Genomic DNA, 24,680 nt, shown 5'->3' on the forward strand with positions numbered 1-24,680 from the left:
CACCACCATGAGCGCATACTCCGCGCTGAGCCAGGCCGGCTACCGGGCCCACGTCCGGGACAAGACCACCCTCTTCTTCGTCTTCGCCTTCCCCCTGCTCTTCCTCATCGTCTTCGGGCTGATCTTCAACGGTCAGTCCGTCGACGAGACCGGGCGGGCCTACATCGACTACATCGCCCCCGGCGTCATGTCCTGGGGCATCGCCAACGCCGCCGTGTTCGGCATCGCCTTCGTGCTGATGCAGTGGCGCCGCGACGACCTCCTCCGCCTCATCCGGATGACGCCGGCCCCGCTGACGGCCGTCTTCGGCTCCCGCTACGTCCTGGCCATCGCCATCGGACTGGTCCAGGCGGTGATGTTCGTCTCCGTCGCCCTGCTCCCCGTCTTCGGGCTGAAGCTGGCCGGGACTTGGCCGCTGGCGGTGCCCATCCTCATCCTGGGCATCACCGCGTTCCTCGCCATCGGGGCCATCGTGGGCTCGTACGCGAAGACACCCGAGTCGGTCGCCGCCGTCGCCAACTGCATGATGGTGCCGATGGCCTTCCTCTCGGGCTCGTTCTTCCCGCTCGACCGGATGCCGCACTGGTTGCAGACCCTCTCCCGGATCTTCCCCCTGCGCTATCTCAACGACGGCGTCTCCGCGGCCATCACCGGTGACGGCGGCAAGTCGGACATGCTCCTCGCCTGTGCGGCACTGGGTGGGTACACCCTGGTCTTCGGCCTCATCGCGATGAAGACCTTCCGCTGGAGCGACAAGTCGTGACGCAGACCGGCGCGCCCGAGGCGGCGCCCTTCTCGGCGGGCGAGGCCCTGCTGCAGCGCGAACTCGACCGCCGTTACCAGGAGTTCGCGCGGGAGGGGAAAGGCGCACTCCCCGCCCCGCTCGTCGTACCGCTCGGTGCCGCCGACACCCTCGGCGACGGCAGCACGGATCCGCACGCCGGTGTACGGCCCGGGGCGAACGTCCACCTCTCCTCCCGCGCCGTCCTCATCGGGCCGTGGGGCGAGGGTGCGGCGGGCCGCGCCTGCGGGAACTGCCTCGCCATGCGCTGGCAGCGGCTGCGCAGCCGCTCCGAACGCGAGGCCTTGGAGCTCGGGTTCCGGCCGCACGGCGCCGCCGCCTGGCCGGTGCTGACCGACTACGCGCTCGATGCCGTCTGGACGGCCTACCGCGCCGTGCTGGACGGTCCGCGCGAGACCGCCGCACAGGTGGCCGCCGACCGCGAGCTGTGCCAGGTCACCCGAGTCGACCTGGGCACCCTGGCCGTGGCGACCTTCCCCCTGCTGCCGGAGCCACTGTGCCCGCGCTGCGTGGACGTCCGGCCCGACACCCCCGAAACCGTCCGGCTGCGGCCGGTCTCCCGCCCCAAGCCGGACCCGGACGCATCCCGGCTGCGGCCGCTGGACTCCTTCCCGCTGCCCACCGCCGCGCTGGCCAACCCGGTCTGCGGCGCGCTGGGTTCGGGCATCTGGATCAACCCCGCGTCCACCACGACCGCTCCGGTCGCCGGGTCCAACTTCGTCCGCGGCTACGCCGGCCTGAACGACGTCACCTTCAGCGGCCAGGCCAACAGCTACGCCACCAGCCGCACGCTCGCCTACCTCGAAGGACTCGAACGGTACGCGGGCACCCACCGGCGGCGCGGCACCTCCCCCGTCCACGACTCGTACCACCGTCTGCGGGCCGTCCACGGCGAGGCGGTCCTGGACCCGGCGGAGTGCGGCTTCTACGCCCCCGAGACCTACGCCGGCGACTCCCTGGTGAGCCCCTTCGACCCCGACCGCGCCATCCCGTGGGTGTGGGGCCACTCGCTGCGCGAGGACCGGCCCGTCCTCGTACCGGCCCGGCTGGTGCACTACAGCGCCGGCGTGGAGGCGGACAACTTCGTCTTCGAGTGCTCCAACGGCTGTGCCACCGGCGGCAGTCCGGAGGAGGCCACGCTCTTCGGTCTGCTGGAACTCATCGAGCGCGACGCCTTCCTGCTCGCCTGGTACGGCCGGGCCCGGCTGCCGAGGATCGACCTCGGCTCCTGCCGCAGCGGCACCATCCGCACCATGCTGGACCGGGCCGCCCTGCACGGCTACGACGTGTACGCCTACGACAACCGGATGGACCTCGGCATCCCCGTCGTCACGGCGGTCGCCGTGCGCCGGGACGGCGGCCACGGCACGCTCGCCTTCAGCGCGGCCGCCGGTCTCGACCCCGAGGCCACGGTGGACTCCGCGCTCTCCGAGGTCCTCACCTACATCCCGCATCTGCCGTACCAGGTGGCCGACCGCCACGACGAACTCCGGGCAATGGCACAGGACTTCACCCGCGTGAAGCACCTGAAGGACCACGCACAGCTCTACGGGCTGCCGGTGATGGCCCGTCACGCCCGCGAATATCTGGAGCCCTCGGCCGTCCTGCCGCTCGCGGAGACGTTCGCCGACTGGGAGGCCGTACGCCCGCGCACCGGGGACCTGCGCGACGATCTGCTGTTCGTGCGCGACGCGTTGGTGCGCGCGGGCCATGACGTCATCGCCGTCGACCAGACCAGCCCCGAGCAGGAGCGCATGGGTCTGCACACCGTCAGCACGACCGTACCGGGGCTGCTGCCGCTGGACTTCGGATGGACCCGGCAGCGGGCGCTGCGGATGCCGCGGCTGTGGGCGGCGCTTGAGAAGGCGGGCAGGACGGGCGCCAAGGAGGTGCCGCATCCCTTCCCGTGAGGACCGCCGCGCACCCCGTACGTCCGGCGCACAGCGCGAGCCGGGCGTACGGTCCGCCGTGCTCACCGTGTTCCGCACACGCAGCGCGCCCGGCACTCCCGCTGGAGCGGGGGTGCCGGGCGCGGTGAGCTGCGCGAGATCAGGCGCTGCAGGAGGTGGTGCTCGTGGTGCTGGAGCAGGTCGAGGTCGAGGAGCACGACGTCGAACCGGCGAGCACGACCTCGGAGGCGTCCGAGTAGTCCGAGATCTCGAAGGTCTCCGACTCCAGCTCCAGGATCTCGTCGGCGAGGGTGGCGAGCTCAGTCTTCGGGGCCATGGTGATCTCCCTTGGTCACAGGGGCCCCGCCGGCTGTTCCGGCGGTCATCCCCTTGGGGTGGCCCCATTCCATCCGCCCGCACTGGCAGATCGGCACGGCTTCCGCTGTCACTTCGCTGACACCTGCTGTCAGCGGAAGGGCCCGCTCCCTGAAGGTCCGGACAAGCAGGCTCGCACGAGGAGAAAGAGGGGTGTGCAACGGATGGACGTTCCACCGGACGTACTGCGACCCGCTGTCGAGCTCTGCCTCGATCTGCATGCCCATCCCGAACTCTCCGGCGACGAGTGCCGGACGGCGGGCCTGTTCGCCGACCGCCTGGAACAGCAGGGCTGTTCGGTCACGCGGAAGGTCGGCGGCCACGGTGTCGTCGGGGTGCTGCGCAACGGCAGCGGGCCCACCGTGATGCTGCGCACCGAACTCGACGCCCTGCCGGTCGCGGAGAACACCGGGCTCTCCTACACCAGCACCGTGCCCGGCGTCATGCACGCCTGCGGCCACGATGTCCACGCCGCCGCGCTCGCCGGAGCCACCGCCCTGCTCGCCCGGGCGCGCGAGGACTGGCGCGGCACCCTCCTCGTCGTCGGTCAGCCGGCCGAGGAGACCCTCAGCGGGGCGCGGGCCATGCTGGAGGACGGGCTGTACGAGCGTTTCGGCACACCGGACGCCGTCCTGGCGCAGCACACCGCGCCGTTGCCCGCCGGGACGGTGGCGCACGGCCGGGGGCCGGTGATGGCCGGGAGCGCGACCCTCGACATCGTCATCCGGGGCCGCGGCGGCCACGCCGGGACCCCGCACCTCGCGGTGGATCCGGTGGTGACGGCCGCCGCGGTGGTGCTGCGGCTGCAGGGCGTGGTCTCCCGCGAGACGGCCCCGGCCGAACAGGTCGTGCTCACCGTCGGCTCGCTGCGCGCCGGGGAGCGCGGGAACGTCATCCCCGACCGGGCCGAACTCGGCGTCACCGTACGGGCGTTCTCCGAGCCCGTGCTGCGGCGGGTCACCGACGCCGTCGAGCGGATCGTACGGGGCGAGTGCGCGGCCTCCGGCTGCCCGGAGGACCCGGTCGTCACCATCACCTCCCGGTCCCCCGCCCTGGTGCCGGACCCTGATCTCACGGAGGCGCTGCGCGCCGTCCATACGGCGGGGTTCGGCGCGGGGCGCGTGATCCACTGGCCCGGTGCGACCGCCACGGAGGACTTTCCGTGGTTCGGGGAGCACGGGGCCGCGCTGCACGGCGGTTCCGGGGTGCGCACCGCGTACTGGATGCTCGGGGTGACGAGCGCGGCGCAGTGGCGTTCCGCGCTCGCGGGAGGCGATCCCGTTCCGGCCAACCACTCCCCGGAGTTCGCGCCCGACCTCAGAACGGCCCTGCCCACGGGCATCACGGCAATGACCGATGCGGCTCTGCACCTTCTACGGGAGGCACCACGATGAGCACGGATTTCGTCGAAGTGATCGCGGTCCGCAGCGACATGGCAGCGCCCGCCGCGGCGACCACGGCCATCAGACTCGTGGGGCTGCTCCCCCCGCACTGGGCGTGTACGCCGCATGTCGAACGCGACCGGGTCCGGCTGAAGATCCGGCTCGAGGGAACGGGCGGCAGCAGCGCGGTGCGCAATGCGGTGTCCAGGGTGCTCGAGGACAATGCGCTGCGCGGCTGGCGCGAGGAGGTCCGGGAGGCCTTCCGCGGCCATGCTCCGGGCGGCCCGGTCGTCAGATCCAGCCCCGCTCACGGGCCAGCAGGGCAGCCTGGGCCCGGCTCGCCGCGCACAGCACCCGCATGAGATCGGCGACGTGGCGGCGGTAGGTGCGCACCGAGACGCCCAGTTCGCGGGCGCCCGCCTCGTCCTTGCCGACGGAGCACATGAGCACCAGGACGCGCTGCTCGGTCTGGGACAGCCCTTGCGAGGTCGTGTCGTCCGCCGCGTCCGTCCCCATGGGCAGGTCCTCGGCCTGGTCCCAGATCTTCTCGAACAGCGCGATGATGTTGGCGACCAGGCCGCCCTCGTGGGCGAGCAGCGCGCCTCGGGAGGTGTCCACGGGGTCGACCGGGACCATGGCGATGCGCCGGTCGTAGACCAGGATCCGCTCGGTGATGTCCTCGGCGACCCGGATCAGTGCGCCCTGGGAGACCAGTTCGCGCAGGTAGCCGACGGTGGGACCGTGGTCGAGCGCCTTGCGCAGCACGACGCTGCGGATGCGCACGCCGCGGCGGAGACATCGCAGGTCGAGCGGGCGGGCCTGCTCGACGTTCTCCGGCTGCAGTTCGGTGTAGGGCTCGACGGAGAGGATCTCGTCCCGGGCGAAGAAGGCGAGGTCGGCGATGCGGCTGCGCACCTGGTCCAGGTCCTCGAGCTGCTCGATGCCGTGCCGGCACGCGGAGTGCAGACCCTGCTCGGCCCGCAGGCCGTCGATCACATGCCGGAACTGGGTGACCCGCTGGAGTTCCTGGTGCAGCTCGTGGAGCCGGATGTCCATGAGCCGGCCCAGCGCGATGTCGGGGTCCGTGGGCGAGATCAGCTGTCCGGAGGCGCGGAGCAGACCGAGCCGGCAGAGCCGGTCGAGGGCGACCTGCGCGGTCTTGGGATCGGTGTGCAGCAGCAGTTGGATGTCGTCCGCGGGGGTGCCGGGATTGCGAAGGAAGTGCCGGTATATCTCCTCTTCGTCCGGACCGACCCCGAAGGCGGACATCTCGTTGGTGCCCACGCTCGGCCCCCTTGTTCCTCGTTCGGCTAGGAAGCAGCGTAGGTGGTCGGAACGCGCCTGTGACCTTTCAGGACGGAATTGTGTACGAGATGTGGTTGAACACCGCACAACCGGCACCGGACGCTCCGCCCCCGCCCGGCTCGTACGGCCCCCGCGCACCCGTGAACTCCGGCGATACACATGGCCCGCACCGCACCGCCCCGCTCTCCTCTCAGGGAGCCGTCAGCCTCCGCCGGTAGGCCCCCGGTGTGGTGCCCTCCCACCGCGTGAACGCCCGGACGAAGGCGGGCGCCCCGCTCAGTCCCAGCTCGTGGGCGATGCGCTCCAGCGTCCGGTCCGTGGTGGCCAGCAGGCGCCGGGCACGGTCGTGCCGCGCCGCGTCCAGCAGATCGCTCCAGCACGTGCCCTCCTCGCGCAGCAGCCGGCGCAGGGTGCGCTCGCTCAGGTGCAGGGCCTCCTGGACGTCCTCCGGCCCGACCCGGTCCAGCGGCGCCTGGTCGAGCCAGCCGCGCACGCGCCGGCGGACGGTGACCGGGGCGGCGAGGGCCGACAGGAGCCGGTCGGCGTGGGCACGGTGGAGAGCGGCCAGTTCGGGATCGCCCGGGCCGCGTACCAGATCGAGTTCCCGGTTCGTCACGGTGACGGTGTTCCGTTCGGCCCCGAAGGCGACCGGGCACCGCAGGATCCGCTCGTAGGGCCCGGGGTCGCCGATCCGGTCATGGACGAAGGAGACAGCCGCTGGAGCCCAGCCGCCGCCGGCGATCCAGCGGGCCGCCGTGACCGAGGCGGCGACCACGGCCTCGACCTGCTGCGGGTGCATCGCCCCTTCGGGAACGGAGGGGCGGTAGACGAACTGCGAGCTGCGCGCGCCGCGCTCCAGACGGAGCGCACCGGCCTCGCTGACCACGGGCAGGTAGCGGACCGCCTGCGCCGCGGCCTCCGCCAGGCTGGTGCAGGTGAGGACGAGATGGCCGAGGACGTGCAGGGCCGACGGCTGCAGGGCGTCGCCGATGCGCAGCCCGATGTGGGGCCGCTCGGCGGGACCGATCACCCGCTCCCATACGCGTCTCACCTCGGCGAAGGGCAGCCGTTCCGCCGACGAGGCCCAAGCCCGGCCCCCGTACGCGCGCGCGTCCCGGTCGCGGGCGGCCTCGTCCGCCGCGTCCGTTCCGTCCCCCTCCGGGGCGGTCCCGTTGCTGATCACGGCATTCGCGTAGGCGGCAGCCACGGTCGGGGCCTCAGGAGTCCGCATGGCGGTCAGTCAACGTGGTGTGGCCGACGGCGTCAACGGACTGACCTGGAGAGTCAATGCCCCTGCGCCGCCGCACGGCTACCGTCTCCCACCCCCGGGGTGACGCTCGCGGTGGACACGCACGCGACGCAGCGTGCGACGGACGAAAGGTGGAGGCATGGCCGACAGGCGGCGCAGGAAGTTCTGGGGCTGGGGCTACGAGGACGAGCAGCCCGGCCGCGCCGAGGTGGAGGAGACCGCCGCATTGGCCCGCGACATGCTCGGCTTCGGCGGCACCGAGGTGCGCACGCCCCCGCGACTGGAGGACATCCACCTGCCGGACTCCCGGCTGAAGGCCCCCGCCTCCCTCTCCGGGATCGTCACCGCCGACCCGTACGAGCGCGTCTCGCACGCCTACGGGAAGTCCTACCGGGACGTGGTCCGCGCCTTCCACGGCGAGTTCCCCCACCCGCCCGACCTCGTCGCCCTCCCCCGCGACGAGAAGGAGACCGCGGCCGTGCTGGAGTGGTGCGCGGAGGCGAACGCCGCCGTGATCCCCTACGGCGGGGGCACCAGCGTGACCGGCGGCGTGGAGCCGCTGGTCGGCGACGCCTACGCGGGGACGGTCACCCTCGATCTGGGCCGGCTCTCCGGCGTCGTGGAGGTGGACCCCGTCTCGGCGTCCGCCCGCATCCTGGCAGGCACCACGCTCCCCGACGCCGACGCCCAACTCCGGCCGCACGGCCTGACGTTGCGCCACTACCCCCAGTCGTACGTGCACGCCACCGTGGGCGGGTCGATCGTCACCCGCGCCGGTGGCCACTACGCCACCGGCCGTACGCACATCGACGAGTTCGTGCAGTCCGTCCGCGCGCTGACCCCGGCAGGTCCGTGGGAGAGCCGCCGGCTTCCGGCGTCGGGTGCGGGCCCGAGCCCGGACCGGATACTGATCGGCTCGGAGGGCGTCCTGGGCGTGGTCACCGAGGCGTGGCTGCGCGTCCAGGACCGTCCGCTCCACCGCGCGTCGGCGAGCGTGCGCCACCGTACGTTCGCCGAGGGCGCCCGCGCCGCCCGAGCGGTGGTGCGATCCGGTCTGCAGCCCGCCAACTGCCGCCTGCTCGACCCGGGCGAGGCCCTGCTCAACGGCGCCGGCGACGGCACGTCGGCCGTGCTCATCCTGGGCTTCGAATCGGCCCGCCACCCGCAGGAGACGCTGCTCTCGCAGGCGCTGGAGTGCGTACGCGAACACGGTGGTGAGCCGGTCGGCGAGCCCCGGATCAGCCGCCCGGAGGACGCGGACGCGACGCAGCGGGGCGGGCAGGCGCCCGAACAGCAGTGGAAGGACGGCTTCCAGGCCGCCCCGTATCTGCGGGACACGCTCGTGGCCACCGGCATCCTGGTGGAGACCTTCGAGACGGCGGTGACGTGGAACCGCTTCGACGAACTCGACGAGGCCGTGCTGCAGGCGGCGCGCCGGGCGGCCGAGGCCGCCTGCGGCACCAGCGTGGTGAACCGCCGGCTCACGCACGTCTACCCCGACGGTGCCGCCGTCTACTACACCGTCCTCGCCCCGGCGCGCCGCGGCAGCGAGACGGCCCAGTGGGACGCGGTCAAGGCGGCCGTGTCCGAGGCGATCCTCGGCGCGGGCGGCACCATCACCCACCATCACGCCGTGGGCCGCGACCACCGTCCCTGGTACGACCGGCAGCGCCCCGACCCGTTCGCCGCCGCGCTGGACGCGGTGAAGGGAGAACTCGATCCGCACCGGATCCTGAACCCGGGCGTCCTGCTCCCGGCACCGGAGCGATCGGGCCCTTCCGCGGCGCACGTTCTCACGAGGACTCGACTGCTGCCTTGATCCGCGTGCCGAAGGCGGGCGCGTCCTTGCGTGCGGCGCCCAGGGCAATACCGACGAGGAGCTTGCCGATGCCGTGCCCCTCGAGTTCGTTGAAGATCCGTACGCGGGTCTTGCCCGGGCCGGCGGATTCGAGGTCGTAGCCGCCCTCGCGGGCGGTCACGATGTTCTTCGACACCTCGGTCCAGCGGATGGTGCGGGGCGCCTCGAACGCGCTGATCCGGAACTCCCGGGCGGTCGTCATCCCGGCGTCCTTGACCTTGCTGCGGTAGACGGTGTCCACCCCGGTCGGGCCGTCGGTGGTCTTCGCCATTTCCAGCACCCGGGGGCTGAACTTGGGGTCGTTCTCGCCGTTGGCGAGGAAGGCGAAGACCTCCTCGATGGGGCGGTCGATCTCGACGGTGGCCTCGAACTGCCCTGCCATGGATGCTCCCTGATCGCACGTGGGGTCGGTGACGTGCGGCATCGTCGCAGACGTCCGCGGGGAGACCCGGCAGTTCGGCCCGGGACACCCGGAGGTCCACCATGACGGCGGCGCCTCCGGGTGTCTTCACGCCCGAGCGCGGCGGGCCCGGCCCGCCGCACCGCGTGCCTGGTGTCCCGCGGCGTGGCACCGCGGCTCAGAGCATGACGTGCTTGACCTGGGTGTAGTCCAGCAGTCCCGCCATGGACAGATCGCTGCCGTAGCCGGAGTGCTTGACGCCGCCGTGCGGCATCTCCGAGACCGTGGTGCCGTGGGTGTTCACCCAGACGATCCCGGTGTGCAGTGCCCGGGTGGCCCGCATGGCGCGGTCGAGGCCGCCTGTCCACACGCTCGCCGCGAGGCCGAACCGTACGCCGTTGGCCATCCGCAGCGCCTCGTCCTCGTCCGAGAACCGCTGCACCGTGACCACCGGACCGAAGATCTCCTCCTGCACGATCTCGTCGTCCTGGCGGAGACCGGTGACGACCGTGGGCTCGTGGAACCAGCCCTGCCGCGGCACCGGGGACCCTCCGGTGACGACCTCCGCGTGGTCCGGCAGACGGTCCAGCAGATCGTGCACCGAGGCGAGTTGGACGGCGTTGTTGAGAGGCCCGTAGTCCGCGGACTCCCCGGGCGCCCCGGTCCGCAGCTTCTCCGCGTGCGCGGTGAACGCGGCGACGAACGCGTCGTGGACGGCGTCGTGCACCAGGAAACGGGTGGGCGCGGTGCAGTCCTGGCCCGCGTTGTAGTACGCGACGGCGGCCAGGTCGGCGGCCGCGGCCTCCAGGTCGGCGTCCTCGTGGACGATGACCGGCGCGTTGCCGCCCAGCTCCAGATGCACCCGCTTGAGGTCCGCCGCCGCCGCGGCCGCGATCTCGCGGCCCGCTCGGACGCTGCCGGTGACGGCGATCAGCCGCGTGGCGGGGTGGCCGGTGAGGGCCCGCCCGGTGTCACGGTCGCCGCATACGACGTTGAGCACGCCGGGAGGCAGGTGCTCGGCCGCGATCCGCGCGAGGACGGAGGAGGAGGCGGGGGTGGTGTCGGCCGGCTTCAGCACGGTGGTGTTCCCCGCGGCGAGTGCCGGGGCGATCTTCCACACCGCCATCATCAGCGGGTAGTTCCACGGGGTGATCTGGGCGCAGACACCGATGGGTTCACGGCGGAGCAGCGAGGTGCGCCCCTCGGTGTACTCGGCCGCGGCAGCGCCCGGCAGGTTGCGGGCGGCCCCGGCGAAGTAGCGGACGGTGTCGACGATGGCCGGCAGCTCGTCGTTCCGGAACAGTTCCGGTGGCTTGCCCGTGTCCCCGACTTCTGCCGCCACCAACGCGTCGGCGTGCTCCTCCATGCCGTCGGCGATGCGCAGCAGGGCCTGCTGGCGCATCGCCGGGGTGGCGACGGACCAGTGCTCGTACGCCGCCGCTGCGACCGCGCACGCGTGGTCGACATCGGCGCGGTCCGACCGAGGCGCGCTGCGGTGGGCCTCGCCGGTGGCCGGGTCGGCAAGCTCCATGGTGGAGCCGGAGTTGGCGGGCAGGTCGGCCCCGCCGATGTGGTTGAGGACGGTGTCGCTGCGGATGTCAGCCACGTTTCAGCGCCTCCTCGGCGGCGGCCCGGCCGGTGCGTACCGCGCCCTCCATGTATCCGGCGACCCACTGGTCGGATCCGCAGACGTAGAAGGGCGGTTCGTGGGTGCCGTGCAGGGGGCCGACGGCCATCACGTCCCCGGGGACCCACTGGGTCACATAGCCCTGGGTCCACGGGTCGGTGCCCCACAGGCGCAGATACGAGGCGAGCGGCTTGTGGGCCTCGGCCCCGTACAGGTGGGCGATGTCGTCGAGCAGTTCGCCCTCCCTGAGGTGTGCGGGCATGCCGAGCAGCACGCCGTAGCGCTCGGGCGGGATCAGGGCTGAGAGGATTCCGGTGTTCTGCGGCCAGGTGCTGCCGAGCACGCCTTCGCACTCCGAGAGGCCGTTGAAGTCCCTCAGGCGCCAGAACGGGTGCTCGTACGCGGCGACGAACTTGGCCGTCACCGCCTGCCGTTGGCGGCGCAGCGAGGCGATGCGCTCGTCGGAGACGCCGGTGACGGACAGTGAGCGGAGCGGGCCGACGGGGAGGGCGCTGACGACGGCGTCGGAGCGGAGGGTCTCGCCGTTCACCAGGCGTACCGTGCAGCCGCCGGGCCGGACGTCGACGGCCGCGACCGGCGATCCCAGCCGGACCCGGTGTCCCAGCTCCCCGGCCATGCGCAGCGCGACAGTTGCCGAGCCCTCGGCGACGCGCAGGCCCTCCCAGTCGTCGTAGTCGTAGTGCTGGCTGCCGGGTACGGCCGCGTTCTTGCGGAGGGCGGCGAGCAGCGAGGTCCGCTCGTAGGAGCCGCTGGCCAGGGCGAGTTGGCCGATCTCCCAGAGACGGACGACGGCCTGGGTGGCGCCCTGCGAGCGCAGCCAGGCGGCGACGGAGATCCGGTCGAGGGCGGCCGCGTCGGGGTGGGACCACGGGTCGTCGGGGTCGACACTGCGGGCGAGGGCGACGAAGTCGGTGGTGACGCGATGGTGGCGGACCTCGTCGCCGGGGCCGAACCAGTGGGGAGGGTCGTCGGCCGAGATGCCCTCCGGGGTGGCGCGGGCCATGTTCCCGGGCTCGGCGACGTAGCTCGGTACGAGCGTGAGGCCGAGCTCGGCGGCCAGTTGCAGATAGGAGGTGTGGGCGCGGCCGACGACTTCTCCGCCGAGCTGTACGAGCCGGCCGTCGGGCAGGACGGACTGTTCGACCCGTCCGCCGACCCGGTCGCGGGCTTCCAGGACGAGCACATCGGCTCCGCCTGCGACCAGGTCGCGCGCGGCGGCCAGGCCGGCGAGCCCGGCGCCGAGCACGATGACATCGTGATGCATGGGGCGTTCCTACGGTTGCGTGGGGAGCGCGTGCTGCCGCGGCGGGTCACGCGCCCAGGGGCTTCTCGGTCCATCGGCCGCGGTCCCGCCGGGCGGGGCCATGGAAGGCCCCGCCCGCGGGGACCGCGCGTGCCGTCAGTGAAGGACCAGGCAGTGCTCGGGCTTCCAGCCGATCTGGACGTCCTCGCCGCCGGTCCAGCGGTCCTCGTTCCGCGACCGGTCGGTGTTCTGCTCCAGGACGGACACCGTGACACCGGGGGCGAGGTCGATGAGGTACGTGGTGGTCGGCCCGGAGTAGACGGTCTCCCGCACCACTCCGTTCAGCAGGGTCATGCCGGGCTCGAAGTCGGAGAGCCAGATCTTCTCGGGCCGTACGGACAGGCTGACGCTGCCGCCCTCGGTCAGGCCGTCGCGGGAACCGACGGGGAAGGAGGGGCCGCCGTCGAGCACGACCTCGCCGGAACGGTAGGTGCCGGGAACGAGGTTGGAGGTGCCCATGAAGGAGGCCACGAACCGGCTGGCCGGGCGCTCGTAGACGTCCTCGGGCGTACCGCACTGCTCGACACGGCCCTCGTTCATCACCGCCACGCGGTCGGACATCGTCAGCGCCTCGTCCTGATCGTGGGTGACGAAGATGAAGGTGATGCCTACCTCGCGCTGGATCTGCTTGAGCTCGACCTGCATCCGGCGCCGGAGCTTGAGGTCGAGTGCCGCCAACGGCTCGTCGAGCAGCAGGACTTGGGGGCCGTTGACCAGGGCGCGGGCCAGGGCCACACGCTGGCGCTGGCCGCCGGAGAGGGTGCGGGGCTTGCGGTCGGCCAGCCCGTCGAGCTGTACGCGCTCCAGCATGGTGTGGACCCGCTCGCGGATCTCGCCGCGCGCGATGCCCTTCCGCTTCAGCCCGAAGGCCACATTCTCGGCGACCGACAGGTGGTCGAAGAGGGCGTAGCTCTGGAAGACGGTGTTGACGTTGCGCTTGTCGGGCGGGAGCGCCGTCACGTCCTCGCCGCCCAGCAGGATCGTGCCGCCGGTGGGGTCGGTGAAGCCGCCGATCATGCGCAGCGTGGTCGTCTTGCCGCAGCCCGAGGGGCCGAGGAGGGAGAAGAACTCGCCGGGCGCGATGTCGAGGGTGAGGTCGTGGACCGCGTAGGAGTCCGCATAACTCTTACTGACGTTGTCCAGCCGGACGGCGGGTGCTGTGTCCATGGGTGTCACTTCCCGGAGAGCAGATCGAGGCCGCCGCGACGGCCGAAGAGGCGTGGGATGGCCAGGGCCAGGGCGATGAGGCCGATGGAGCCGGCCAGCATCAGGGTTCCGACCGCGTTGATGGTGGGCTGCACGCCGAACCGGATCGCGGAGTAGATGCGTACGGACAGCGGCTGGGGGTCCACGCCGGTGGTGAAGTACGCGAGCACGAAGTCGTCGAAGACGAGGGCGAAGATGAGCACCGCGGCGGCGAGGATGCTCGGGAGCAGGGCCGGCAGGGTGACCAGGCGCAGAGCCTGCCAGCGGGTGGCCCCGAGGTCCATCGCGGCCTCCTCCACCTCCGGGTTGAGGGCGGCGATGCGGGAGCGGAGGATGACCGTCACATAGGAGATGGAGAAGGTGATCTCCGCGAGCATCACGGTGCCGGTGGACAGCGTGATGCCCATGCCCTTGAAGAGCAGCATGGCGGCGACACCGGTGACGATCTCCGGGGTGATCAGCGGTACGAGCATGATCAGTCCGGCCAGCGAGCCGAACCTGCTGCGGGAGCGGACCATGCCGAGCGCCAGGGCGACGCCGAGGACCAGGGAACCGACCATGGCCACCAGGGAGACCTGGAGGCTCATGCCGAGCGACTCGATCAGGGCGTCGTCGGCGAAGAAGTCCTTGTACCAGCGGAGGCTGAAGTCCTTGAACACCGTCAGCGACTTCTGGGAGTTGAAGGAGAACAGGACGACGACGCCGATGGGTATGTAGAGCAGGGCGAAGAAGGCGGCCGTGACGGCCATGGCGAAGCGGGGCCTGCGGTCGGTGCCGCGGCGCCGGGGCTTCGTGGGCGGACGGCTGGTGGCGGGGCGCTCCGCGGGCTTGCCGTCGGGAGCGGAGTGGTCGGGCCGGGTGGCCTGGCGGACCGTCATTGCGTGGCCTCCGCTTCGTCCTTGCGGGTGCGGCGCAGATAGCCGAGCATCCCGACGAACAGCACGGCCATCATGAGCATGGTGAGTGCCGAGCCCAGCGGCCAGTTCTGCCCCTGGAAGAACTTGTCCTGGATCAGGTTGCCGATCATGATCTGGTCGGGGCCTCCCATGAGCTGGGCGCTGACGAAGTCGCCCATGGCGGGCAGGAAGACGAGGACGGCACCGGCCGCGGCCCCTTGCCGGGTGGCGGGCAGGGTGACGAAGAAGAAGGTGCGCAGAGGCCCGCCGTAAAGGTCGCGTCCGGCTTCGATCACGGAGATGTCCATGCGTTCCAGAGCCGCGTACAGCGGGATGATCATGAAGACGATGAAGCCGTAGACGAGCCCGACGATGACGCCGGGCCCTGTCTGCAGGATGTGGGTGTCGCCGTCGGCGAGCCCGACGGAGCGCAGCGCCTTCAGCAGAGGGCCGTCGTCGGAGAGGACGACGGACCAGCCGTACATCCGCACCAGGTAGTTGGCGAAGAACGGGACGACGATCGCCGCGATCAGCAGGTTCTTGAAGCGGCCGCCGTACATGGCGATGGCGTAGGCCACCGGATAGGCGACGACCAGGCAGATGAGGCAGGTGGCCAGGGCGTACCCGAGGGAGCGGATCAGCACGTCGCGGTACGCGGGGTCGGCGAGCGCCGTGATGTTGTCCAGGTTGAACCCGAATCGCGGGTTCCCCAGGGGGTCGGTGGTGCCGACGGCGAGGGTGGCCACGAGCACCAGGGAGGCGATGAGGAACCCGATCATCCAGAGGGTGCCGGGCACCATGAGCCAGGTCCACAGCCGCGCACCGGCGGCGGAGTGTCCGTTGCGGGGGCCGCGGGGGCGGGCGGCCCCGCGGTCTTTGGTGGATCGATCCATGTCAGCCGGCCTTCACGTGGGTCCAGGCGGTATCACGGGCCTGCTCGTCCGCGGTGCTGCCGTTGCGGAAATAGAGGTCGGCCTTGAGATCGTCGGCGGAGACGATGCACTGCGGGAACTGCTTGACGATCTCGGCGTAGATGTCCTCGGTGCCGGCGACGGGCATGGGGTAGCCGATGTACTCGATGTTCTTCTTCACGTTCTCCGGGCGGAGCATGTAGTCGATGAAGAGCATCGCCGTACCGGGGTGCCGGGCGTTGGCGGGGATGGCGTAGCAGTCGGAGTTGAGGGGAGCGCCTTCCTTCGCGACCTCGAATCCGAAGACGTCGGGCTTCTTGGCCTGGCTGAGCATGGTGGCCATGTCGCCGCTCCAGGCCTGCGTCATGGTGGCGTTGCCGTTGAGAAGGTTGTTGTAGCTGTCGCTGGAGAAGCCGCGCAGATGGGGGCGGAGACTCTGCAGGGTGTCGGTGATGCGGTCGAGGTCGTCCTGGTCGCCCGTACCGACCTTGAGTCCGAGCTTGAGGGCTCCCATGCCGAGCACCTCGTCACGGTCGTCGAGCACGAAGACCCGGCCGCTGGCCCGCTTGTTCCACAGGTCGCCCCAGGACCCCTCGAGATCGTTGCCGATCCGGTCCTTTCGCCAGCCGATGCCGGTCTTGTACATGGTGAAGGGGACGGTGTGCGCCGAGTGCTTGTCGTACCAGGGGTTCGCGAAGTAGTCGTAGCGGTCGAAGATCCGGTCGGCGTTGTCGAGCCGGGAGTGGTCGATCCTGCGCAGCAGGTTGCCGTCGGCCAGGCGCTGGGCCCATTTCGCGGTGGGGAAGATGATGTCGTAGCGGTTGCCGGCGTTGAGCTTGGCGACCATGCCTTCCATGGAGTCGTAGTTCGACTGGATGACCTTGACGCCGTACTTCTTCTCGAACCCGTCGAAGACCTCCGGGGAGACGAAGTCGGCCCAGTTGAAGTAGATGAGATCGCCGTCGGGCCTGACCTTGATCGGCCGGTCCGGGTCTCCGTTGGCCGCGGGGTCCTTGGGAAGGAATCCGCAGCCTGCCAGGGTGAGGCCGACCGCCGCGGCGCTGCCGCTCAGAAAGGCGCGTCGTGACGGTGGTGGTGCCTCGGGGGACATCGGTGGTCCTCTCCGTAGGGGGCAAGCACTGATGCAGGGCGTGGTCGGGGCGGCACGGACGCCCTGTCTCCGTGCTCGACCTGTGAGCCACCGGACGGTGGTATGCGCAGTGCCGTACGGGTACGGCCTAACGGGGAGCGGGTCATCGCTCACGCACCGTCGAGATCGGCTCGGACGCGGCCGGCGAACCAGCCGACTGCCGCCTCACGCCGTGACAGAGGCCCCGGTTCGAAGCCTGGCGTTGTCAGCCCATTCTGCACACGGGTCACGAGTTCGACATCCTCGTCATTGGTGATCCACCCGATATGGATGTTGAGCCGTCGGGCGATCCGGGTGCGCAGACCCGCACCGCGGCGCGTGTAGAAGGCGCCGGGTACGGCCACGCGGTCCACCGCCGTGGGAATGGCGGTCCATGCGAGCACATGGTCGGGGTAGAAGTCGATAAGGGTGTTGGGGTAGATCACGGCGTACCGCCAGACCCTGCGGTCGGCCTCGTGCAGGCCGGGCATGGGGGCGGCCAGTCGCTGGTAGGCGCGCTCGGTCCAGTTGGACGAGGGCTTGTCCCGCAGCGGCGACGCGAAGAGCACGTAGTTCTCGGCGATCTCGCTGGTGTAGCTCTGGTAGTCCAGCAGCCTCATGAGACCTGGGTGTGCCACTGGTACGTGATAGCCCTCGAGGTAGTTGTCGATGGCTACCTTCCAGTTGGCGTTCTGCACCTCGGCGCCGGCCAGGTCGTGGATGCGGGCGCGCCCCACGGGCTCGAGGTCGGCTCCGGCGTAGTGACCGACCGATTCGGCCAGCCCGGCGCACTGCTCGGCGAGCGGCACGGCGTCCGGGTCGAGGTTGGCGAAGACGAAGCCGAGGAAGGACTCGACGCGGACCGGGAACAGGCCGAGCTTGGGCTTGTCCAGGCACGGGATCTGCCGGGCTTCGGGGGCGCCGACGAGGCGCCCGTCGAGCTTGTACGTCCAGCCGTGGTACGGGCAGCGGATCGCCTTGCCGGACGGTTCCGGACTGGTGACGAGCCGGGTTCCGCGGTGCCGGCAGACGTTGAGGTGGCCGACCAGACCGCCGTCCTCGGTGCGGACGACGAGTACCTCGCGGTCGGCGACCCGGGCGGCGAGACGCGCGCCCGGCTCCGGCAGGTCGGACTCGTGGCACACGAGCTGCCAGGACTTCGCGAAGATGTGCCGGGTCTCCTCGGGGACGACGTCCGGATCGGTGTAGTAGCGGGCCGAAAGGGCCTTCCCCGGTGTGGCCTGGCTCGGCGGCGCTGCGGGGGCTTGGGGCTGCATCGGATACTCCTCCATGCCGCGCGGGCGATGGGCGCTGAGGCGGCCCAAGGGCGTGTCGGCGGGCCGGGATGTGCACCGGAGACCGCACTAACTAATTGGTCAGTCAGATTGCGGGCGGGTTTCCGCACTGTCAAGACTTGTGGACTGACTAATTGATTAGTTAGCCTACTCGCCACAGCTGCCCCCCGGCGTGCCCGTGGCGGACCGGCCGGCAGCCCCCGGGCCCACCCATCGCCCGGGGCGCTTCTCACTCTCACATCGCGCCGGACCCCACCGGCACCCACATCCCTACGCGTGAGCCCCACCGCGCCGAACCGCCCCCAGGAGCGGCCCGCGGAAACGGCTCCCCCCACCCCATCCCGGAGGCACGCATGAGCGGTCGTCGGAGTCTGGTCTGGCTCGGGCTCACCCCCGAACCCGAGCGGGAACTGCCGTCCACGGTGGCCGTCCTGCGCGTGCCCGGACAGTCCGCCCCGGCAGCGCCGGACCTCGCGGCGGCCGAGCGGCGCCGCGTGGAGAAGCTGATCCTCCACGGCACCCAGCGCAGCTGGCTCCGCTATCTCGCCGAGGTCACCGATCTGGTCACCTCCGTCGCCGACGGCTCCTCCCACGGCGACCCGGGAGCGGCGCTGCTCGCCGGAGAGGTCGTCCTGGACCACCACCGCATGCTCATCGGCCTGCCCGGCCCGGGCTACGGCCGGACCGAGGGGGACCGCAGGGCCCTCGAATCGGCGGTGCGGACCCTGCGCACCCACACCGAGCAGGGAGGCCGGGGATGACCGCGATCCAGTCCCTGATGCCCGACGCGGAGACCGGCCTGCTCGGCACGGACCCGTCGGCAACGGAGAGCGCCGGGACCTATGTCACGGCAGGCGGCTACGCCGACACGCTCACCCCCGGGGAGCTCCTCGACCGGATCTGCGAGTCCGGGCTGCGCGGCCGCGGCGGCGCCGGCTTCCCCGCCGCCGTGAAGCTGCGCACCGTACGCGAGGCCGGCGGCAGCCCCGTCGTCGTCGCCAACGGCGAGGAGGGCGAGCCCGGTTCGGCCAAGGACCGGTGGCTGCTGCGTGCCCGCCCCCACCTCGTGCTGGACGGCCTCGCACGCGCCGCCGCGATCACCGGCGCCCGGACCGCGTACGTCTACGTCTCCGACCCGGCCGCTGCCGAGCGCGTCAAAGCGGCCCTCGGCGAGTGGCCGCCGGACGTCCCCGTCGAGATCGTCGAGACCGCCCACACCTATGTCGCCGGTGAGGAGACCGCGGTGGTCCGCCGGATCGACGGCGGCCCCGCACTGCCCACCTCCAAGCCGCCCCGGCCGTACCAGGAAGGAGTGGGAGGCCGGCCGACGCTGATCGCCAACGTCGAGACGCTCGCCCGAATCGCGCTCATCGCGGCCCGGCCGGAGGAGAGGGGCCACCGTACGAGCCGGTCCACCCTCCTCACCCTCTCCAGCGGCACCGCACAGCCGCTGCTGACCGAGGCGCCCTACGGCACGACGCTGCGCGAGCTCGCCACGGCCCAGGGCACCCCGGACGCCTGCGGCGCCCTCATGGGCGGACTGTTCGGCGGACTGATCGGTGCCGACTCCCTGAACCTCCCGCTCGACCCCACCACTCTGACCGCGGCCGGTACGTCGCTGGGCTGCGGAGCCATCCGCTTCCTCGGCCCGGGAGAGTGCCCCGCCTCCGTGGCCGCCGACGCGGTGGACCACCTCGCGGCCCAGAGCGCGCGCCAGTGCGGCATCTGCGTCGCGGGGACGTCCTCGATCAGCACCACCCTTGCCGCCCTGGCCACGGGCCGGGCGGACGGCGACGCCCCCGAAAAGCTGCTCCGCTGGTCCTCCAGCCTCCCCGGCCGCGGAGCCTGCGGCCTGCTGGACGCCTCGGCGGGTACGGCGGGCAGCCTGCTGCGCATCTTCCCCTCGCTGGTGCGCTCCCATCTCGACGGCCCCTGCCCGGGATGCGCCTCCTCCCCTCCCGACGGGCGCCGCCTCACCGTGCCCGTCCCGAAGATCACCGGGATCCGCTCATCCGAAACGCGGATCCCCCGTCCCTCCCCCGCGCCGTAGCGAAAGGACCGACCGTGAAGCTGCTGCTGGATTCCACACGCTGCCAGGGCTACGGCCTCTGTCAGGAGCCCGTGCCCGACCTCATCGAGCTGGACGAGTTCGGCTACGCGAACGTCCTCGCCCGGGACGTACCTCCCGGGAGCGAGGACGACGCCCGCGCCGCCGTCGAGGCATGCCCCAACTCCGCGCTCCGGCTGGAGAAGTGACATGGGGCGCGACCTGACGGCGCTCTTCGACCCCAAGTCCGTGGCCGTCCTCGGTGCCAGCGACGACCCGGCGAAGTACGGCCACGCGGTGGCGGCCCAGGCCCTCCGCGCACCCGGCCGCCGCCCCGTCCACCTGGTGAACCGCCGCGGCGGTACGGTCCTCGGCCGCACCGCGGCCACCTCGCTCGCCGAGATCGGCGACCCCGTCGACCTCGTCGTGATATCCGTCCCGGGCGCGGGGTTCGAAGCCGCGATCGACGACGCCCTGGCCGTCGGGGCCCGTGCCATCGTCGGGATCACGGCAGGTTTCGCCGAGACCGGGGCCACCGGGCTCGCCCGGCAGCGGGCCGTCGCCGAGCGCGTACGGGCCGCCGGTGCGGTCCTGGTCGGGCCCAACTGCCTGGGCATCGCGGACAACACGACCGAGCTCTACCTCGCCTCGGACACCTTCGCGCCCGGCGGTGTCGCCCTGCTCAGCCAGAGCGGCAACCTCGCGCTCGAACTCCAGCTCCGCTGCGCCCCGCACGGCCTGGGCTTCTCCCGCTTCGTCTCCCTCGGCAACCAGGCCGACGTCACCCTCGTCGACCTCGTCGAGGACTGCGCCCGGCACGACGACACCCGCGCCATCGCCGTCTACGCCGAGGACTTCGGCGACGGGCGCGCCTTCGCGGAGGCCGCCGCCGCCGCGGGCAAGCCCGTCGTGCTGCTCACGGCCGGGCGCGGCACCGCCTCGGCGCGCAGCGCCCAGTCGCACACAGGGGCGCTCACCACCTCGGCCGATGTCGTGGCCGCCGCATGCCGGGACGCCGGGGTCGAACTCGTCGCCACGCCACGGGAGATGGTGGTCGTCCTGGCCGCGCTCTCCGGGGCGCGGCGTACGGCGGGGCGCCGCACCGCGGTGTTCACCGACGGCGGTGGCCACGGCGTCATCGCCGCCGACGCCGCCGAGGCCGCTGACCTGTCCGTCCCCGAGTTCGGTCCGGCCACGCAGGCGCGCCTCACGTCCGTGCTCTGGGAGCAGTCGGCGGTCGGCAACCCGGTGGACCTGGCCGGGATGGGCGAGCAGAATCCGCGCTCGTACGCCGACACCATCGGCGGGCTGATGTCCTCGGAGGAGGTCGACGCCGTCCTGATGACGGGCTACTTCGGCGGCTACGCGGCCGCGGGAGGCGGTCTGGGCGGCGGCGGGATGGCGCTCGCCACGGGCGAGCAGGAGGCCGCGCACGAGATCGTCGCCCACCGCATGACCTCGGGCAAGCCGCTGGTCGTGCAGTCGATGTACCCGCAGTCACCCACCTGCCGGACGCTGTCCGCCGCCGGGATCCCGGTGTTCGACGCGACGGAGGACGCCGCCCGCGCGCTGGCCGCGCTGACCAAGGAGCAACGGCTCGACCGACCCGGCGTCGCCCCGCTGCCTCCGGCCGCCGCCCCACTGCGCGACCCCGGCTACCACGGGGTGCGGGCGCTGCTCACCGAGGCCGGTGTCCCCTTTCCCCCGGCCCGCGAGATCGGCAGCGAGGCCGAACTGCTCGCCGCCGCCGAGGAGTTCAACGGCCCGTACGTCCTCAAGGCGCTCCATGTCCTGCACAAGTCCGACGCCGGCGGTGTCGCACTGCGGCTGGACGGCACGGAGGCGCTGCTGGACGCGTACCGGACCATGCACGCCCGGCTGGGCGCCCCGTCGTACTCGGTCGAGGCGATGGCGGACCTCTCGGACGGGCTGGAGCTGATCGTGGGCGTGAACCGCGATCCGCGGTTCGGCCCGGTCGCGATGGTCGGTCTCGGCGGCGTGCTCACCGAGACGCTCCGCGACGTGGCCTTCTCCCTGGCGCCCGTGCCCGCCGCCCGCGCGGTGCAGTTGCTGTGGAGCCTGCGGTCGGCCGCGCTCCTCGGAGGTGTCCGCGGCCGCCCCGCCGTGGACGTCGCCGCCGCGGCGGAGGCCATCGCCCGCATCACCGAAGTCGCCGCCGCGCACCCGGAGATCGCGGAACTCGAAGTCAATCCGCTGCTCGTCCGTCCGGACGGCGTCCTGGCCCTGGATTCCCGCGCCGTACTCGGCTGACCGCTCCCGGACGGCCCTCGTCCTCCGGCCGGCGGCCGCCCGTCCCCGCACCCCGCCCGTCCCCGCACCCCCGCACCCCCGCACCCCGCACCCCCTCGCCCCCTCGCCCCCTCGCCCCCTCGCCCCCTCGCCCCCTCGCCCCCGGAAAGGACACCGCATGGACTTCCGCTACACCCCCGAGCAGGCCGACCTCAAGGCCCGCGCCGCCGCGTACACCCGGCTGCTGATGCGCTACGAGGACCAGTCGGAGGAGGCGGGCGGCCCGCTGCCCGTCGAGACGGTCCGCGAACTGACCCGCGCGGCCATCGACGCCGGCGTGTTCGCCATCAACATGCCCGCGAAATGGGGCGGTCCGGGCCTGACCCTCCTCGACCAGGTCATCGTCGAGGAGGAGTTCGGCAAGGCCACCAACTGCCTGTGGGACATCCCCTGGCGGCCCGCGAACGTACTGGCCTACGGCACGGAGGAGCAGCGGGAGAAGTATCTGCTGCCGGTGATCCGGGGCGAGCGGTTCGACGCGTTCGCGGTGACCGAGCCGGGCGCGGGCTCCGACCCGTCGTCGGGCACCAGCACGGCCACCCGTACCGACGGCGGCTGGCTCCTCAACGGCGAGAAGTGGTTCGTGACGTGCGGCGACATCGCCGACTTCCTGCTCGTCCAGGCGGACGCGGGACCGGAGAAGGAAGCGACCCTCTTCTTCGTCGACAAGCAGGCCCCGGGCGTGGAGATGACACGCGTGCCCCGCTTCATGCACAACGCCGTGAACGGGCACCCGGAGTTCACCTTCACCGAGGTCTTCGTGCCGGACGAGGACGTGCTCGGCGGTGTCGGCAACGGCTACGAGCTGACCAAGGAGTGGTTCACCGACGAGCGGCTGATGATCGCGGCCCGGACCACCGGGGCGGCCGAGCGTGCTCTGGAGCTGGCCCGCGACTGGGCCGTCGAACGCCGCCAGTTCGGCACCCGAATCGCCGACTTCCAGCTCGTCCAGGGCATGTTGGCCGACTGCGCCGTCGACATCGCCGTCAACCGCGCCTACACCCACCAGGTCGCCTGGGAGGCCGACCAGCCGGGCACCGACCGCAAGACCCTGCACGCCAAGGCCTCGACGGCCAAGCTCGCCGCGAGCGAAGCGGCGGGCCGCGTCATCGACCGCTGCGTGCAGATCTTCGGCGGACGCGGCTACGACCGCTCCTACCCCGTCGAGCGCATGTACCGCGAACTGCGCGTCGACCGCATCTGGGAAGGCACCTCCGAGATCCAGCGCCTGATCATCGCCAACGAGCTGATCAAGCGCGGCACCCGGGCCCTCGCGCTGCCCACCTCCTGACCCGCCCCCCGCTTCCGTCCCCGCTCACCCACACCAACCCGCGAGGAAAGACATGGACTTCCGTCTCACCCCCCGTCAGGAGGAACTCCGGAGCGCCGCACGCGGTCTCACCGAGTTCATCATGAAGTACGAGCTCGACTGCGAGGAGAACAACGGGCTCACCCCGCAAGCGCACGCCGAGATCCGCGACGCCGTTCTCGAGAGCGGGTTGCAGGCCGTCAACATGCCCACGGAGTGGGGCGGCGCCGGGCTCACGATTCTGGAGCAGGCCACCGTTCAGGAGGCGCTCGGCCGGCTGACCGGCGCGCTGTGGGACATGGTGTGGCGCCCGGCGAACGCCCTGCGCTTCTGCACCCCCGAGCAGCGCGAGCGGTTCCTCGTCCCGGTCATCCGCGGCGCGCGCCGCGACTGCTACGCCGTGACCGAGCCGGGCGCGGGCTCCGACCCGCAGAACCTGGCGACGACCGCGACGCGCAACGACCGGGGCTGGGTGCTGAACGGCGAGAAGTGGTTCGTCACCGTCGGCGACCACGCCGACTTCATGATCGTACTCGCCGCGGCCGGTGAGGAGAAGGAGCCGACCCTCTTCCTCGTCGACAAGGACACGGCGGGCATCGAGATGACCAACGTCCCCCGGTTCATGCACACCTTCGTCTACGAGCACCCCGAGTTCACCTTCACCAACGTCCAGGTCGGGGACGACGCGGTGCTCGGCGGCGTGGGGAACGGCTACGACATCACGCGCTCCTGGTTCACCGAGGAGCGGCTGATGATCGCGGCCCGGACCATCGGCGCCGCGGAGCGTGCTCTGGAGCTGGCCCGCGACTGGGCCGTCGAACGCCGCCAGTTCGGCACCCGAATCGCCGACTTCCAGCTCGTCCAGGGCATGTTGGCCGACTGCGCCGTCGACATCGCCGTCAACCGCGCCTACACCCACCAGGTCGCCTGGGAGGCCGACCAGCCGAACGCCGACCGCAAGAAGCTGCACGCCAAGGCGGCCATCGCCAAGCTCGCGGCGAGCGAGGCGTCGGGCCGGGTCATCGACCGCTGTGTGCAGATCTTCGGCGGACGCGGCTATGACCGCTCCTACCCCGTGGAGCGTCTCTACCGCGAGCTGCGCGTCGACCGCATCTGGGAGGGCACCTCCGAGATTCAGCGCCTGATCGTCGCGGGCGAACTCGTCAAGCGCGGTACGGGCGTTCTGCACATGCCGACGACCGACTGACTCCTCCGGGCGGGCCCCCGGGCCACCAGCCGGGGGCCCGCCGTATCCGTCCCATCTCCCGCCCCCCATCGCAACGAGGCGGACGGCCCCAGCCGAGGACGCCACCCGCAAGGCACAGGCATACAGCCGCGAGCCACAGAGATCCGAAGACGAAACTTT

The 24,680-nt window shown here is 71.8% G+C and carries 21 protein-coding genes; 10 read left to right on the forward strand and 11 right to left on the reverse strand.

All coding sequences use genetic code 11. From position 1 onward, the window contains the following. Positions 1 to 7: 7 nt before the first annotated feature. Both ACGFNH_RS28780 and ACGFNH_RS28785 read left to right on the forward strand, forming a co-directional pair. Positions 8 to 763, forward strand: a complete 756-nt coding sequence (locus tag ACGFNH_RS28780; RefSeq protein ID WP_393658641.1) for an ABC transporter permease — start codon at positions 8 to 10, stop codon at positions 761 to 763. Continuing rightward, positions 760 to 2,712 carry a TOMM precursor leader peptide-binding protein gene (locus ACGFNH_RS28785; RefSeq protein ID WP_393658642.1) on the forward strand — a complete coding sequence of 651 codons (1,953 nt, stop codon included), beginning with the start codon at positions 760 to 762 and terminating at the stop codon, positions 2,710 to 2,712. Before ACGFNH_RS28780 ends, ACGFNH_RS28785 begins: the two co-directional genes overlap by 4 nt. Before the next feature lie 139 nt (positions 2,713 to 2,851). Here the strand turns inward: ACGFNH_RS28785 and ACGFNH_RS28790 are convergent, their stop codons facing one another. Beyond that, entirely contained in the window at positions 2,852 to 3,028 is a 177-nt protein-coding gene (locus ACGFNH_RS28790; protein ID WP_003968635.1) for a thiazolylpeptide-type bacteriocin, read from the reverse strand. Between the two features lie 202 nt (positions 3,029 to 3,230). Here ACGFNH_RS28790 and ACGFNH_RS28795 point away from each other — a divergent pair, with 202 nt between their 5' ends. Beyond that, on the forward strand, positions 3,231 to 4,460 hold the full coding sequence (locus ACGFNH_RS28795) for an amidohydrolase (protein ID WP_393658643.1): 1,230 nt from the start codon (positions 3,231 to 3,233) through the stop codon (positions 4,458 to 4,460). 279 nt (positions 4,461 to 4,739) lie between these two features. Here ACGFNH_RS28795 and ACGFNH_RS28800 read toward each other — a convergent pair whose 3' ends face one another. Both ACGFNH_RS28800 and ACGFNH_RS28805 read right to left on the reverse strand, forming a co-directional pair. Continuing rightward, a complete protein-coding gene (locus ACGFNH_RS28800; RefSeq protein WP_393658644.1) occupies positions 4,740 to 5,732 on the reverse strand; it encodes a helix-turn-helix transcriptional regulator in 993 nt (330 codons plus the stop codon). Between the two features lie 211 nt (positions 5,733 to 5,943). Continuing rightward, positions 5,944 to 6,984, reverse strand: coding sequence for an AraC family transcriptional regulator ligand-binding domain-containing protein (locus ACGFNH_RS28805; RefSeq protein ID WP_393658645.1), 1,041 nt, complete (start codon positions 6,982 to 6,984; stop codon positions 5,944 to 5,946). A 157-nt stretch (positions 6,985 to 7,141) separates the two neighbouring features. Here ACGFNH_RS28805 and ACGFNH_RS28810 point away from each other — a divergent pair, with 157 nt between their 5' ends. Beyond that, positions 7,142 to 8,821: an FAD-binding oxidoreductase gene (locus ACGFNH_RS28810; RefSeq protein WP_393658646.1), complete on the forward strand. Its 1,680-nt coding sequence runs from the start codon at positions 7,142 to 7,144 to the stop codon at positions 8,819 to 8,821. Here ACGFNH_RS28810 and ACGFNH_RS28815 read toward each other — a convergent pair. From ACGFNH_RS28815 to ACGFNH_RS28850, 8 genes are all read right to left on the reverse strand, one after another. Further along, entirely contained in the window at positions 8,796 to 9,242 is a 447-nt protein-coding gene (locus tag ACGFNH_RS28815; RefSeq protein WP_393658648.1) for an SRPBCC family protein, read from the reverse strand. The two genes, ACGFNH_RS28810 and ACGFNH_RS28815, sit on opposite strands and share 26 nt — an antisense overlap. Positions 9,243 to 9,438: 196 nt before the next feature. Then, positions 9,439 to 10,866, reverse strand: coding sequence for an aminobutyraldehyde dehydrogenase (locus ACGFNH_RS28820; protein WP_393658650.1), 1,428 nt, complete (start codon positions 10,864 to 10,866; stop codon positions 9,439 to 9,441). After that, positions 10,859 to 12,172 carry a flavin monoamine oxidase family protein gene (locus ACGFNH_RS28825; protein WP_393658652.1) on the reverse strand — a complete coding sequence of 438 codons (1,314 nt, stop codon included), beginning with the start codon at positions 12,170 to 12,172 and terminating at the stop codon, positions 10,859 to 10,861. The genes ACGFNH_RS28820 and ACGFNH_RS28825 overlap by 8 nt, the downstream gene beginning before the upstream one ends. 135 nt (positions 12,173 to 12,307) lie before the next feature. Beyond that, positions 12,308 to 13,378, reverse strand: coding sequence for an ABC transporter ATP-binding protein (locus tag ACGFNH_RS28830; RefSeq protein ID WP_393658654.1), 1,071 nt, complete (start codon positions 13,376 to 13,378; stop codon positions 12,308 to 12,310). A 5-nt stretch (positions 13,379 to 13,383) separates the two neighbouring features. Next, the gene (locus tag ACGFNH_RS28835) at positions 13,384 to 14,295 is read right to left on the reverse strand and encodes an ABC transporter permease (RefSeq protein WP_393658656.1); all 912 of its coding nucleotides are present in this window, start codon (positions 14,293 to 14,295) and stop codon (positions 13,384 to 13,386) included. Then, the gene (locus tag ACGFNH_RS28840) at positions 14,292 to 15,206 is read right to left on the reverse strand and encodes an ABC transporter permease (RefSeq protein ID WP_393658658.1); all 915 of its coding nucleotides are present in this window, start codon (positions 15,204 to 15,206) and stop codon (positions 14,292 to 14,294) included. Before ACGFNH_RS28840 ends, ACGFNH_RS28835 begins: the two co-directional genes overlap by 4 nt. A gap of 1 nt (position 15,207) precedes the next feature. Beyond that, a complete protein-coding gene (locus tag ACGFNH_RS28845) occupies positions 15,208 to 16,335 on the reverse strand; it encodes a spermidine/putrescine ABC transporter substrate-binding protein (protein ID WP_393658660.1) in 1,128 nt (375 codons plus the stop codon). Positions 16,336 to 16,484: 149 nt separating this feature from the next. Next, positions 16,485 to 17,630, reverse strand: coding sequence for an SRPBCC family protein (locus tag ACGFNH_RS28850; protein WP_393658661.1), 1,146 nt, complete (start codon positions 17,628 to 17,630; stop codon positions 16,485 to 16,487). 371 nt (positions 17,631 to 18,001) lie between these two features. Here ACGFNH_RS28850 and ACGFNH_RS28855 point away from each other — a divergent pair, with 371 nt between their 5' ends. The 6 genes from ACGFNH_RS28855 (at position 18,002) to ACGFNH_RS28880 (ending at position 24,521) form a co-directional block, all read left to right on the forward strand. After that, complete coding sequence (locus ACGFNH_RS28855) at positions 18,002 to 18,409, forward strand: hypothetical protein (RefSeq protein WP_393658663.1); 408 nt, start codon at positions 18,002 to 18,004, stop codon at positions 18,407 to 18,409. Then, a complete protein-coding gene (locus ACGFNH_RS28860) occupies positions 18,406 to 19,698 on the forward strand; it encodes an NADH-ubiquinone oxidoreductase-F iron-sulfur binding region domain-containing protein (protein WP_393658665.1) in 1,293 nt (430 codons plus the stop codon). The genes ACGFNH_RS28855 and ACGFNH_RS28860 overlap by 4 nt, the downstream gene beginning before the upstream one ends. Positions 19,699 to 19,712: 14 nt before the next feature. Beyond that, on the forward strand, positions 19,713 to 19,904 hold the full coding sequence (locus tag ACGFNH_RS28865; RefSeq protein WP_393658667.1) for a ferredoxin: 192 nt from the start codon (positions 19,713 to 19,715) through the stop codon (positions 19,902 to 19,904). A 1-nt stretch (position 19,905) separates the two neighbouring features. Next, the gene (locus ACGFNH_RS28870; protein WP_393658669.1) at positions 19,906 to 21,966 is read left to right on the forward strand and encodes an acetate--CoA ligase family protein; all 2,061 of its coding nucleotides are present in this window, start codon (positions 19,906 to 19,908) and stop codon (positions 21,964 to 21,966) included. A gap of 157 nt (positions 21,967 to 22,123) precedes the next feature. Then, positions 22,124 to 23,296, forward strand: coding sequence for an acyl-CoA dehydrogenase family protein (locus ACGFNH_RS28875; RefSeq protein ID WP_393658671.1), 1,173 nt, complete (start codon positions 22,124 to 22,126; stop codon positions 23,294 to 23,296). A gap of 52 nt (positions 23,297 to 23,348) precedes the next feature. After that, positions 23,349 to 24,521 carry an acyl-CoA dehydrogenase family protein gene (locus tag ACGFNH_RS28880; RefSeq protein WP_393658673.1) on the forward strand — a complete coding sequence of 391 codons (1,173 nt, stop codon included), beginning with the start codon at positions 23,349 to 23,351 and terminating at the stop codon, positions 24,519 to 24,521. The last annotated feature ends 159 nt before the right edge of the window (positions 24,522 to 24,680 follow it).

This window comes from Streptomyces sp. NPDC048639 (genome assembly GCF_043199075.1).
GTDB lineage: Bacteria > Actinomycetota > Actinomycetes > Streptomycetales > Streptomycetaceae > Streptomyces.